We start from the raw sequence: 11987 nt of genomic DNA, 5'->3' as shown, positions 1-11987 counted from the left end.
GATTGAGTAGAAGCCGTTGTCGTGCGGCGCGGGGGTGATCTCGTCGTCCATCGCGTCCTCCTAGATGTCGAACGTGAAGCAGGGATCGAAGTCATCGTTTTCCCAGCGCGAGACAGCGTCCCAGGGACCGTATCCCTTGCAGTTCGCGATGAGCTTCACGCCCTCGACCGCCAGCTCGAAACTGACGTGCGTGTGCCCGCTGATGGCCGCGTCCAGACCGACAGCGAACATCTCGGGGCAGCGCGAAGCGTAGGCCGGGCCCAAGAGATCCTGCTCGTCCGTGGTCGACGCCGGACGGCTCCGACCGCCGAAAGCGTGGAAGGGATGATGGGTAACGAGGAGCCGCTTCGATGTCTTCGGCCCGCCGAACGTGGACGAGATGAACTCGCGGGTCTTGCGATGGCGGGCGAGCGTGTCTCGAGGACGGAGACGCCGGGCATAGCGATCCGTCCGGATCCGACGGTAGTCGTTCATGCTGGCGGCGGCCGCGAGCATGGACTTCTCCGGCGTGCCGTACAGGTCGAAGTCGGTCCACCCGACGGCGCCGGCGATGAGGACGCCGCCTTTGCCGCCGATCAACTTGGCTTCGTCATCAAGTACGACGACGTTGGTGCCGAAGGCGGCCTCGCGGGCCTTCTCGATCTCGCGGTCGATGTCTCGCCCAAAGAATTCGTGATTGCCGGCTACCACCACGACCGGATGGTCGTCGATGCGCTCGGCCAACCACTTCACGCCCCGCGCGAAGCCCGGCATGAGATCGCCGGCGCAAACGAACACGTCATAGGTGGGCCGCTTCGAAGGAGAGGGCAGGTCCCAGCCCCTCGCGGTTTCGATATGGAGATCGCTCATGGTCCAGATGCGCACGCGCTCACTCCTTTGCCGGGAGCGAGCGCGGATCGACCGCGACGAAGACGTCGGTAATCCGGTCATAACGACCAAGAATGATCGGCCCCGGACGTTTGCCGTCGAACGACCGCACGACATGCAGGTTTTCGAAGCCACGCACCTCGCGCACCTTCACCCCGTTCGCATGCGCCACACACGCGGTGACAAGTTCCGAGCCGACTTGGTGAAGACATCCCTCGCGGCCGCACCGCTCGCACGTGCACGCCGAACCGGCCTCCGCCAGCGCGATGGCGTACTGGATCGCGGCCTCGATATCCGGCAGACGCGCGATCGACGAGGAACGGTCGTAATCCAGCCTCAGCACTCCAGATCGCCTGGAGATCGCTGTGATCTTCAGTGGCGAGGTGCCGACCGCCGTCGCGATCCGGGCGATGGCTCGGCACACGATGTGCCGCCAACCATCATCCACCAGCGACAGGCCGGGGACATGCCCGCCGACCCTGGCGCTGTCGAACAATTCGGGAAACCTATCGGTGAGCCGTTGACGCCATTCGCACATCGGAACCTCAGCGCGGTGCGAGGGAGCGGAGTGGCGGGACCCGAGCAAACCGGCCAAGACGCACGCGGGCGTCGACGATCGGGTCGCGGTCGATATCGATCGCGACGGCGCCCTCGCAGGCGAGCGCGAAGACCCAGTCGCGGAGACCAAAGCCCAGACTGGCAACAGTGCAGTCGCCGTCGTCCTCGATGGCCGCGAAGATCCGCTCTCGGCCATCCGCCGGAACTGGTCGATTGCGAGACGCCCAGACCAGCCTGGCGTTCGACGACCGCGGTCGCGCGTACACGTCGTCCAGCGAGAGAGGCACGATCATCGCCCGAAGCTCGTCGGCCGCGAGCAGGAGCGTTCCTTCATCGTCGAGATCGCGAAGCGGAGGTCCGACGTCGAGGATCAATCGTGCTTCACCGCGCGTCGCGAGCAGAAGGTCGACAGGGTAGACGACGCCGCAAAGAGCGACCGAAGCGATGTGCTCGATGGCCGCGATCTCGGGATCTAGGGCCAACTGAATCAAGAGATCTTGCCGGACCGCGTCGCCGACTGGAATCGGGGTCGGGCTCTTGGCAGTCAGGAAGGGGCGGAGGTCGGACGGATAGCCGGGAATGTCGACGCACATGGCTGAGGAACTCCTTGGACGATGAATTGCGCGATCTGCGTCGCCGTCCTGTCGTTCTCTTCGTCGTTGCTCATGTTGATCGCCGCATTTTCACATCGATAATCGCCAAATAGCCGTGCGCCATCGTCGAGTCAATAGATAGCGAGCTATCTAGCGGTACAGAAAAGTGCAACGCCGAGGCTGGAATTGTCCAGCGCGCGAGCTGGTAATGTGTTACGAAGCTGTGAACAAGGGCGCTAAAATCGTCTGTTTCGGCTACTCGGGAGCGCGTCTCGATGGTATGCGTATTTTGATAGTCAGCTATCCACGCCTGGCTGTTTGCGGAGATCGATGGATGAAGCGGCCCAAGGTTGACGTATCGGTGGCCCGAGAAGGGGAAGGGGGCAGGCGGCAGATCTTGCTTTATCTCCCCGAGGATCTCATCAAATCTCTCAAAATGGCGGCGATCGAGGACGGTCAGCCCGCCTACATTCTCGCCGAGAAGGCGCTCCGGGCTTACCTCAAAGGTCGCAAAGTAAAGGCCCGCGCGGCGAGGTGAAGGCGCCTCTCTCGTCGGAGGAAAGGGACCTCCTAGCGGCGTCCCGCGGTTCATCCGGACCTTTGCGCGTTCATCGGGGGCATTGCGCTTCGAGAAGAGAACTCGCCGTCATCCTTTGATCTAGATCAAGGCCCGCGATGTAAGCCCCCATATTCGGAAGACGAAGTCCAATCCGTTATTGGGAGAGTAGGTTTGGCGGACGAAATTCATCCTATGGCTCCCCATAAGCTTCCGTTCTTCCTGCCGGGGGCCGACGGCTCCGACGTCCTGCTGGTGGTAATGGGGTTCTTCCTGGTGGCGGTCATCTTTTCGGTCGGCGTGCTGTACTGGAAGTTACACAGCCTGCCCGAGCGGATGGCGCACAAGTCGCAGAAGCTGCAGTTCGAGTTCGTCGCGGTGCTCGGCCTGATCTCGCTGTTCACGGGGATACACGCGTTCTGGATCGCCGGCCTGCTTTTAGCCTTGATCGATATTCCCGATTTCGGCACGCCGCTGCGGGGCATCGCCGGATCGGTGGAGCGGATAGCCGACGCGAAGTCCGAGGCAGCCGACACCGCCCTCTCGCAACCTTCCGAGAAGACCCGGGGCGTCGGGTAGTGCAGGAGCTTGGCCCTGCAACGGAACTGGGAAGGCAAAGCGACGGAAACAACCTCTTATGACAGCGCGGCAACATTGTCGCACCCCGCGCTTTTGCTGAGGACAACCGACCGAGCGACGTGTAGGAGTGCCGAGTATGCCGAGTCGCCCATAGCGACAGCGCCACTTCTGCCTCTGCGGATTTGCCTCGCGTTATGCCGATCGCCGCCACCAGCAATGCTCTCCTTCGCCGGCTGCGCGATCTGCTGGTTCTGTTGCTTGCGTTCGGCCATTTGAGCGCCGCCGTCCTCCATAGTGCCCACATCGACCATGTGGCAACCTCCGGCTCGACCGAGACCGTCTTTTCGACTGCAGGCCTGGGAAGCACGACCGGTGGCGACAGCGTTCTGACCGAACGGCATTGTCACGGGTGCTTCTCCGTCTCGCCCGTTCGGGCCACGGCAGCCTGGTCGCTCGCTGCGGCCGTGACGAAGCCGGTCGCTATGCCGACGAAGCGGCTGACCGGCACCTCCTCCGCATTGGATACTCCCCCTCCAAAGGCCTGATCTGAACGAACCCGCTCGGCGCATCCGTGCGCCTTCTTGCCTTCGTTTGCAGGTCTATTTCCATGTCTTCTGAGATCGCTGCCGCGCGAGAAGCGCGAGCGCATGTATTCGTCGCTTTGCCCATGGGTTTCGAGACGTGGGAGCGGCGTTCGTCGTCGGCCGGTCGATGCGGCTTGGAAACCCTCGTTTGCCTGGCGCTGCGCGATCGCGCCTCCCGCGCAGCGAGAATCGCGCCATGAAGCGGCTTTTCGCGAACTCGGTCCTGGCAACTATCGCGCTGGCTGCAATCGGCTTCTTCCTATTGAACTTGCCTCAGCAGAGCTCCGGCAAGCAATCGGAGGCGGGGCATGGCCACGAAGAGGGAGGTCACGCCGACGGCGTCGAAATGAGCGACGACAAGCTCAGGTCTTCCGATATCGAGCTCCTCGTCGCGGCGCCCGGCGTCCTTCATGACAGTCTGCTCCTCAACGGCATTTTGCAGCCAAATCAGGAGGCTCTCGTTCAGGTGACTCCTCGATTTCCAGGAGTCGTCCGCGAGATCAAGGCGAGCGTCGGTCATCGCGTCGAAAAGAACGACCTCCTGGCCAAGATCGAGAGCAACCAGAGTCTCACGACTTATGAGATCCGGGCGCCGTTGGCCGGCACGGTCATCGACCGCCAAATTTCTCTCGGCGAATACGCGTCAGAGCAGAAGGCAGCCTTCACGATCGCCGATATTTCCACCGTATGGGTCGACCTATCCGTTTACCGGCGGGACCTGAAGCGGGTGCGCGAAGGCGACAAGGTCGTCATCGATGTCGGCGATGGCGGGAAGCCGATCGACGCCAGGCTGACCTACATTTCGCCCGTCGGCAGCGCGGATACGCAGAGCGCTCTTGCGCGCACCAGCGTGCCGAACGAGGGGACAAGACTGAGGCCAGGCATGTTCGTCACGGCGCGCCTGATGCTCTCGGACAAGTCCGCGCCGATCGTCGTCAAATCGACCGCCGTCCAAAGTTTCGAAAACCGCAACGTCGTCTTCGTCCGCAATGGCCTGAAATTCGAGGTGCGAGAGGTCGAGCTGGGTGCTCGCGATCGCGAGCACGTCGAGGTGCAGTTCGGCCTGGAGGAGGGCGACCTGTACGTGGGACGAAACAGCTTCATCGTGAAGGCTGAAATAGCCAAGGGAACGGCCGCCCATGAGCACTGAGCAGGGCCCGGTCGGCGACCGGAAGCACGGGGTCATCACCGCGATAATCGCATTCTCGATACGCCAGCGATGGCTTGTCCTCTTTGCTGTGCTCGCAGTCGGGGCGGTAGGTGCGTGGAACTTCACGCGCCTTCCGATCGACGCGGTACCGGATATCACCAACGTCCAGGTGCAGATCAACGTGAGCGCGGCGGGCTATTCGCCCCTAGAGGTCGAACAGCGCATCACGTTTCCAGTCGAAACTGGCATGGGCGGGTTACCGAACCTCCAGTACACACGGTCGCTGTCCAGATACGGGCTAAGCCAGGTCACCGTCGTCTTCGCCGACGGCACGAACATCTATTTCGCGCGCCAGTTGGTCAACGAGCGTTTGCAGCAGGTGAAAGACCTCCTGCCGAACGGCATCGAAATGGCGATGGGACCGATTTCGACAGGCCTCGGCGAGATATTCATGTTCGCCGTCGAGGCGAAGAAGGCAGCCAAAAACCCGGACGGGAGCGAGATCAGCCCGATAGACCTCCGCACGATCCAGGATTGGATCATCAAGCCGCAGTTGCGGACGGTGCCCGGCGTAGTCGAGGTCAATACCATCGGTGGGTTCGAGCGGCAGTTCCACGTCCTGCCCGATCCTACCAAGCTGATGGCGTATCGGCTGAATTTTCGCGATGTGATGACCGCGCTTGCGTCGAACAATGCCAACGTCGGCGCGGGCTACATCGAACGAAATGGTGAGCAATACCTAGTTCGCACGCCGGGGCAGGTGGGCGACGCGAGCGACATTCGAAATATCGTGATCGGGGCGCGCGAAGGGATCCCGGTTCGGATCGGCGACATCGCAGAAGTGATCGAAGGGCGAGAGCTCCGTACCGGTTCGGCAACTCTGAATGGGCGCGAGACCGTTGTCGGCACGGCGATGCTGCTCATCGGCGAAAACAGCCGCACGGTGGCCCAGCGTGTATCGGCGAAGCTGGACGAGATCGCGAAATCCCTGCCCGAAGGTGTGGTGGCGAGGGCGCTTTACGACCGTACACGCCTCGTCGAGGCCACGATCGCGACCGTAGAGAAGAATCTGCTTGAGGGCGCGATCCTCGTCATCGTGATCCTGCTGCTGATCCTCGGCAACTTCAAAGCGGCCGTCGCCACCGCGCTCGTCATTCCCTTGTCGATGCTCATTACCGTGACGGGAATGGTCGAGAATAAGGTCAGCGCGAACCTCATGTCGCTCGGCGCCATCGACTTCGGCATCATCATCGACGGTGCGGTCATCATCGTCGAGAACTGCCTGCGGCTGCTTGCGGAGGAGCAGCACCGCAGAGGGCGCATACTGAGCCGCGAGGAGCGTTTCGATACGATTTTGGCGGGAGCAGGGGAGGTCGTCCAGCCCAGCCTATTCGGCACCCTCATCATCGCGGTCGTCTACCTCCCGGTTCTCACGTTGACGGGCGTCGAAGGGAAGATGTTCACGCCCATGGCCCTGACAGTTCTCATGGCGTTGGGCGGCGCCGCGATCCTGTCGATGACCTTTGTTCCGGCCGCTGTTGCCATTCTGGTGACCGGCAAAGTGACCGAGAAGGAGAACTGGTTCATGCGCGGGGCTCGCTTCGCCTATGTGCCGCTTCTCGATGCCTCGATACGCAATCGACACATGGTCGCACTGGCGGCCGGCGCGTTGGTGATCGTCAGCGGAATTGCCGCGTCTCGCATGGGCGGCGAGTTCATACCCTCGCTCGATGAAGGGGATGTCGCCACCCACGCGATGCGCATTCCGGGGACGAGCCTGACACAGGCCGTGGATATGCAGATCAAGCTGGAGGAGGCCATCCGGAAGGTGCCCGAGGTCCGCGAGGTCTTTTCCAAGATCGGCACGGCAGAGGTGGCGACCGATCCAATGCCGCCGAACGTCGCCGACACCTACATCATGCTCAAACCCCATGCGCAGTGGCCCGATCCTTCGATGACCAAGGCGCAACTCGTCTCCAAGATCGAGAAGGTCGTCGCGGAAGTGCCGGGCAACAACTATGAGTTCACCCAGCCAATTCAGATGCGCTTCAACGAGCTGATATCGGGCGTCCGCAGCGATGTCGGGGTCAAGATCTTCGGCGACGACCTGAACACGCTGTTGCAGGTCGCCGGGCAGGTGCAAAACGTGCTCCAGGGCGTGCAGGGGGCTGCAGACGTGAAGACCGAGCAGGTCTCCGGATTGCCCGTGCTTACGGTCAAATTGAACCGGCAGGCCTTGGCACGACAAGGCCTGAGCATCTCCGATGTGCAGGGTGTCGTTGAGATCGCGGTCGGGGGCAAGAGCGCCGGCCTGGTGTTCGAAGGCGATCGTCGTTTCGAAATCATCGTTCGGCTGCCTGAACACCTTCGTTCGGATATGGAAGCGATCCGCAATCTTCCGATCCCTCTTCCCGTGCGCGAAGGTCAGGCTGGGGCCATCAAGGCGGCTTGGGGAAATTCACCGTTGGGGCAGGTCCGTTATGTCCCGCTTTCCTCGGTCGCCGAGATCGACGCGGCTCCGGGTCCCAATCAGATAAGCCGGGAAAACGGCAAGCGGCGCATCGTGGTCACCGCGAACGTGCGCGGCCGAGACCTCGGCTCGTTCGTCGCCGACGCCCAGCGGCGGATCACCGACGGCGTCAAGGTGCCGGCGGGTTACTGGATCACCTATGGAGGACAGTTCGAGCAGTTGGTTTCCGCAACCAAGCGGCTGACCATCGTCGTTCCGATCGCGCTGCTCCTGATCTTCGTGTTGCTCTTCATGAGCCTGGGAACGTTCGCCGATGCCGCATTGGTCTTCAGCGGGGTGCCGCTCGCGCTCACGGGCGGCATTGCCGCCCTGCTTCTGCGCGACATCCCCCTTTCGATCAGCGCCGGTATCGGGTTCATCGCGCTATCGGGCGTCGCCGTCCTGAATGGCTTGGTCATCATCGCGTTCATCCAGAAGCTGCGATCGGAGGGCCGCCCTGTCGTCGAAGCCGTTCGCGAGGGGGCGCTGACCCGGTTGAGGCCGGTTCTGATGACCGCCCTGGTGGCGAGCCTGGGATTCGTGCCCATGGCGATCGCGACCGGCGCCGGCGCCGAGGTGCAGCGGCCACTCGCCACCGTGGTCATCGGCGGGATCGTATCATCGACCATTTTGACGCTGCTGGTCTTGCCGGCGCTCTACACGCTCTTCCGTCGTGAAGCGGTCACGACGAAGTCGACTTCCGCAACCGCACAAGGAGAAACTGCATGAAACCCGCCGCGTTCATACTGGCCGTATTGCTCTCGGTCGTCCCGGCTCACGCTCAACACTCACACGGTTCGAAGGGACCCAATGGCGGCGTTCTTGCGGATGCGGCCGGCGTGCATATCGAGTTCCTGCCGTCGGGAAATGCCGTGACGTTCAACGTCCTTAACGAGGACAACAAGCCCGTGTCGACGAAGGGCTATACGGCCTCTGCTCTAATCGTAAACGGCGACGATCGAGAGACGATTGTCCTTTCTCCGTCGGGAGAGAACGTCCTGAAGGGTGAAACGAAGAAGCCGATTACGGCATCCACCGCGATCACACTCATGATCAAGACGGACACGGGCAAGTCGGGCCAAGCCAAGTACAAGGGCTGAAGGCTCCATCCGACGACATTGTCGACGGCGAGACAAAGCCGCGCGCAATTTTGTCGGCTCCAAGCCGAGAACCGAGCGCGCGGCGGTTCACATGCCTTGTGGATCCCGTCCCCCTGCCATCCTCAAACCAAGCAAGCGCAGCGCAAGGGCGACCACCGGCCTCATTCGGCAGTTTGAAAGGCAGTCTTCCAATGTCCGACAAGACCGTCATCGGGCTATCGCGATTGATCACGCTGCAACAGCAATTGGACAAGGTTGCTCGAAACGTTGCCAACCAGACGACGACCGGATTCAAACGCGAGGGGCTTCAGTTCCGCGAATATCTCACGAAGGCGAAGGAAGCCGACGACATGCCCTCGGCTCCGATGCGATCGCTTGTGGCCGTCACCGGCTACACCGACTTTTCCGGCGGTCCCCTCAAGCCCACCGGGAATGGGACCGACGTCGCTATCGTCGGGGACGGCTTCTTTGTGATCCAGACGGCTGCAGGAGATCGCTACACGCGGAACGGAGCGTTCACGCTCGACAAGGAAGGCCGCGTAGTCACGTTGTCCGGCGATATCGTGTTGACTGCGACCGGCCCCCTGCAGGTTCCGCCACGCGATGGCCCGCTGAGCATCGGAGCCGATGGGACCATCTCGACGGCGAGGGGACCGATAGGACGTCTTCGCCTGGTGAAGTTTGTAGATAATGCCAAGTTGCGCGCCGAGGGAAGCACGCTGTTTTCATCGGAGTCTCCTGCGAACGAGGTGCCTCCGGCGCAGATTCGGCTCGCTACGGGAGCCTTGGAGGGGGCGAACGTAAACGCGGTACATGAGATGAGCAGTCTCGTCGCTGCGACCCGAGCCTACGATCAGGTTGCCAACACGATCCTGCGCGAAGACGACAAGAACGAACTCAGAAAACTGGCTGGTGAGGATTTGTAGGCCACGAAGCGCTCGGCGGCGGCCCCAAGTGGAACCCTGCGACAAGCGACGCACGCGCTCGCAATATTTGCGGATCGACGGAAGGTAGCCATCATGATAGGTAGCCTCGTCGTCTTCACTGAGAGCGTGATCATTGTCCGGTAGTCAGGTCATATCGGGAACTCAGCGCGTTACTGCGTTGCGCAGGATCGTGTCCGTTCTCCTGACCCTGGTGTACGTCCTGTCTGGCGTTCTTCATGGACTCGTTGATGTCGACGCCGCCATTCGCTCCGGATCATCCTTGGCGATCGCGGCCGCGGACGGCAAAACCTCCCAATCGCCCGAACGGGGTTTGGTAGCCGATCACCACTGTCACGGTTGCTTCTCAGTATCGGTCCCGGCGCCTGCGCAACAGGCTGAACTCGCCCTGGGCTTGAAGCCCGCCGAGTTGCCGAAATCGGCGGCTCCCTTGTACGGCAATGTTCGCGGTCTTGATCCGCCCCCGCCGAAATCTCTGACCTAAAGCGAACGACGCGGGACGCATCGCGCGTCCTGTCTCCGTTTCCCGTCAAACTCCCTCGCGCCGCCATTACGCAGCGCGATGCTGTCGTCCCTGTCTTTGGGAAGGCGACGGCGTCGCTCTCAAAGCCTTTGCGAGCTCAGTCAAGTTGCTGGGGCAGCAAGCGTGCAGGCGATCTGGATCGACAACGCATTTTTCAGAGACCGCTCTTTCGGGGCCATTCCGTTTTGCAGGCGCCGTCGGCGGTCACATTGGAATTGAAGGATTACGTTATGGAAACCAAGCAAGTTGAAGACTCGCAGGCTTCGACGCCGGACGACCTCTTGCAGCGATTATCCTGGGAGGTGAAGCAAATTCACGGCTGTTTGAGCGAAGTGCAGAAGTGTTGGGCGGCCGGTCTGGGTGTCACGGTGGCTCAATGGAACATTCTGATGGCGATATCGCATCTTGCGGACGAAGAGGGGGTGCGGGTCAGCGTGGTGTCGGAGAAACTGGCCGTGGACGCATCGTTCGTCACGGCGCAGTCGCAATTGCTCGAGTCCAAAGGACTGATCCGCCGCAAGCCGTGCGCGACCGATCGCCGTGTCGTCCTCCTCGCACTTTCGAGCAACGCTCGGTGGCAGATAGAAAACCTATCTAGTTCCATGAACGCAGCGAACGCGTATGTTGCCAATAACGCGAGCGGCAAGGCGCACCGACTTCTCGCAGAACTCGAGGAGCTGAAGAGCGTCCTCAAGCGCGCGAAGCTTCTGACGGCTTCGGACGCTCTCCGCCATTGGCCTCGCGGTCGCGACACCGCATGAAGTTTCTATCGATTTTGGTCGTGGCGGCGCTCAAACCGCTTTACTATCGCTTCGCCGCTGCAATGCTGCGCGACACGTCGTGGCAGGAGCCCTTGTTCGAGTTGATGTCTCCAAAGCGCGGAGAGCGCCTCTTGGCGTTCGGACGGGGAAGCGCAGCGACGGCGATCTCGCTTGCGGAGCGGTTCACCGAGCTCAGTATCGTTGTAGCGGATCCCGATCCATCGATCGTCCGAAAGTCAAAGCGAGCGATCGACGAACAGCACATCGAGAATATTACGTTCATCGACGCACCTTCCGTTGTGGCCCTTCCGGTTCACACTGGCAGCTTCGACCGCGCGATGTGCGTACTCGCCTTTCATTTGAGAACTCCCGATGAAAAGATCGCCTTGGCGAAGGAAACTTTCCGAATCCTGCGCCGTGGAGGTGTATTTTATGTTGCGGACTATGACCGACCGACCGGCCGCGAAGAGCGCATCGTCCTCAACCTTGCAGCGCAGATTTCAAGCAGGATTGCGGTTCAATCCCACGTCGATGGAACTTGGGGCAAACTCTTCAAAAAGGCGGGCTTTGCCGGGGCCAAACTGCAGTCCTCGCATTCGGTGCGGATCGGACGGGTTGCAATGCTATCGTTTAGGAAGCCGTGAAAGAACGTCGCATAAGACGGGTACGCTGCCTCCGAAGAAAAGCCTGCAGCTACGTCCCAGAACTGGGACAGGGTTACCCGCATGCTCGATTCCTAGAAGTTGCGATTGACACGCAACAAATGTTTGGGATTGTTATAATATTGCGGGTCGACGTGAGCCTTGCGCCCATGCTACCTACCAACTCGCGAACGTAGAGTGTGGTCATTGACGATTGGTCGGATCAGATCTGGATTGAGGCATGTTCCTGCTTTGCGCGGGATCGTGTCCGTATTTCTGATCGTGACCTATCTGATGTCGGGTGCGCTGCATCGGTGTCTCGACCTTGACGTGACAAATCCAACCGGTTCCCCGGTGGCTTGGATGGTCGATACCAAGTCCGATAGCGGCCCTGAGACCGGTGCCATCGTCGACCATCACTGCCATGGCTGCTTCGCGGTTTCCGTTGCAGCGCCTCCGCAGCAAGTCATGACTGTGATGGAACCCAAGCTGGCGGTCCTCATCCGGGCGACGGCCCCTCTGACCGACACCGTGCGCGGTCTCGATCCGCCCCCACCGAAGTTCCTGACCTGAAAATGACCGCTGGGCGCATCGCGCTCTGATTCCGTCTTTCGTCAGGTTT

The 11987-nt window shown here is 61.3% G+C and carries 13 protein-coding genes; 10 read left to right on the top strand and 3 right to left on the bottom strand.

The features are described from left to right. Nucleotides 1-60: 60 nt before the first annotated feature. Genes AC3WLX_RS01635 through AC3WLX_RS01625 form a run of 3 tightly spaced genes read right to left on the bottom strand, consistent with a single transcriptional unit; the run spans nt 61 to nt 2018 of the window. Nucleotides 61-849: a metallophosphoesterase gene (locus AC3WLX_RS01635; RefSeq protein WP_291619769.1), complete on the bottom strand. Its 789-nt coding sequence runs from the start codon at nt 847-849 to the stop codon at nt 61-63. Nucleotides 850-868: 19 nt separating this feature from the next. Then, the gene (locus tag AC3WLX_RS01630) at nt 869-1363 is read right to left on the bottom strand and encodes a hypothetical protein (RefSeq protein ID WP_151650246.1); all 495 of its coding nucleotides are present in this window, start codon (nt 1361-1363) and stop codon (nt 869-871) included. Nucleotides 1364-1412: 49 nt separating this feature from the next. After that, nucleotides 1413-2018, bottom strand: coding sequence for a hypothetical protein (locus AC3WLX_RS01625; RefSeq protein ID WP_028136457.1), 606 nt, complete (start codon nt 2016-2018; stop codon nt 1413-1415). 208 nt (nt 2019-2226) lie between these two features. Here AC3WLX_RS01625 and AC3WLX_RS01620 point away from each other — a divergent pair, with 208 nt between their 5' ends. The 10 genes from AC3WLX_RS01620 to AC3WLX_RS01575 all read left to right on the top strand — a co-directional run bounded on the left by AC3WLX_RS01620 (nt 2227) and on the right by AC3WLX_RS01575 (nt 11938). Beyond that, nucleotides 2227-2556: a hypothetical protein gene (locus AC3WLX_RS01620; RefSeq protein ID WP_245269408.1), complete on the top strand. Its 330-nt coding sequence runs from the start codon at nt 2227-2229 to the stop codon at nt 2554-2556. Between the two features lie 213 nt (nt 2557-2769). Further along, entirely contained in the window at nt 2770-3153 is a 384-nt protein-coding gene (locus tag AC3WLX_RS01615; protein WP_028136456.1) for a hypothetical protein, read from the top strand. Nucleotides 3154-3347: 194 nt separating this feature from the next. Next, complete coding sequence (locus tag AC3WLX_RS01610) at nt 3348-3698, top strand: hypothetical protein (RefSeq protein ID WP_028136455.1); 351 nt, start codon at nt 3348-3350, stop codon at nt 3696-3698. 235 nt (nt 3699-3933) lie between these two features. Beyond that, nucleotides 3934-4887, top strand: coding sequence for a divalent metal ion exporter adaptor subunit IhpB (gene ihpB, locus AC3WLX_RS01605; RefSeq protein WP_028136454.1), 954 nt, complete (start codon nt 3934-3936; stop codon nt 4885-4887). Then, nucleotides 4877-8125, top strand: a complete 3249-nt coding sequence (locus tag AC3WLX_RS01600; RefSeq protein ID WP_049820124.1) for an efflux RND transporter permease subunit — start codon at nt 4877-4879, stop codon at nt 8123-8125. The genes ihpB and AC3WLX_RS01600 overlap by 11 nt, the downstream gene beginning before the upstream one ends. Next, nucleotides 8122-8496 (top strand): hypothetical protein, encoded by a 375-nt coding sequence (locus AC3WLX_RS01595; protein ID WP_028136452.1) that lies wholly within the window; start codon nt 8122-8124, stop codon nt 8494-8496. The genes AC3WLX_RS01600 and AC3WLX_RS01595 overlap by 4 nt, the downstream gene beginning before the upstream one ends. 191 nt (nt 8497-8687) lie before the next feature. Further along, nucleotides 8688-9422, top strand: coding sequence for a flagellar basal-body rod protein FlgF (gene flgF, locus AC3WLX_RS01590; protein ID WP_028136451.1), 735 nt, complete (start codon nt 8688-8690; stop codon nt 9420-9422). Nucleotides 9423-10193: 771 nt separating this feature from the next. Further along, on the top strand, nt 10194-10724 hold the full coding sequence (locus AC3WLX_RS01585; RefSeq protein ID WP_151650245.1) for a MarR family winged helix-turn-helix transcriptional regulator: 531 nt from the start codon (nt 10194-10196) through the stop codon (nt 10722-10724). Further along, nucleotides 10721-11368: a class I SAM-dependent methyltransferase gene (locus tag AC3WLX_RS01580; protein ID WP_028136450.1), complete on the top strand. Its 648-nt coding sequence runs from the start codon at nt 10721-10723 to the stop codon at nt 11366-11368. The genes AC3WLX_RS01585 and AC3WLX_RS01580 overlap by 4 nt, the downstream gene beginning before the upstream one ends. 261 nt (nt 11369-11629) lie before the next feature. Further along, nucleotides 11630-11938 carry a hypothetical protein gene (locus AC3WLX_RS01575; protein ID WP_151650244.1) on the top strand — a complete coding sequence of 103 codons (309 nt, stop codon included), beginning with the start codon at nt 11630-11632 and terminating at the stop codon, nt 11936-11938. Nucleotides 11939-11987: the final 49 nt, after the last annotated feature.

The organism is Bradyrhizobium sp. FW305-F6, assembly GCF_058782905.1.
This window is presented reverse-complemented; position numbering and strand designations above follow the sequence as displayed.

What these genes read in the sequence shown, in the direction of transcription:
- ihpB (WP_028136454.1), top strand. Translation starts at nt 3,934, where the DNA reads ATGAAGCGGCTTTTCGCGAACTCGGTCCTGGCAACTATCGCGCTGGCT.
- AC3WLX_RS01580 (WP_028136450.1), top strand. Translation starts at nt 10,721, where the DNA reads ATGAAGTTTCTATCGATTTTGGTCGTGGCGGCGCTCAAACCGCTTTAC.
- AC3WLX_RS01615 (WP_028136456.1), top strand. Translation starts at nt 2,770, where the DNA reads ATGGCTCCCCATAAGCTTCCGTTCTTCCTGCCGGGGGCCGACGGCTCC.
- AC3WLX_RS01620 (WP_245269408.1), top strand. Translation starts at nt 2,227, where the DNA reads ATGTGTTACGAAGCTGTGAACAAGGGCGCTAAAATCGTCTGTTTCGGC.
- AC3WLX_RS01635 (WP_291619769.1), bottom strand. Translation starts at nt 849, where the DNA reads ATGAGCGATCTCCATATCGAAACCGCGAGGGGCTGGGACCTGCCCTCT.
- flgF (WP_028136451.1), top strand. Translation starts at nt 8,688, where the DNA reads ATGTCCGACAAGACCGTCATCGGGCTATCGCGATTGATCACGCTGCAA.
- AC3WLX_RS01610 (WP_028136455.1), top strand. Translation starts at nt 3,348, where the DNA reads ATGCCGATCGCCGCCACCAGCAATGCTCTCCTTCGCCGGCTGCGCGAT.
- AC3WLX_RS01595 (WP_028136452.1), top strand. Translation starts at nt 8,122, where the DNA reads ATGAAACCCGCCGCGTTCATACTGGCCGTATTGCTCTCGGTCGTCCCG.
- AC3WLX_RS01600 (WP_049820124.1), top strand. Translation starts at nt 4,877, where the DNA reads ATGAGCACTGAGCAGGGCCCGGTCGGCGACCGGAAGCACGGGGTCATC.
- AC3WLX_RS01625 (WP_028136457.1), bottom strand. Translation starts at nt 2,018, where the DNA reads ATGTGCGTCGACATTCCCGGCTATCCGTCCGACCTCCGCCCCTTCCTG.
- AC3WLX_RS01585 (WP_151650245.1), top strand. Translation starts at nt 10,194, where the DNA reads ATGGAAACCAAGCAAGTTGAAGACTCGCAGGCTTCGACGCCGGACGAC.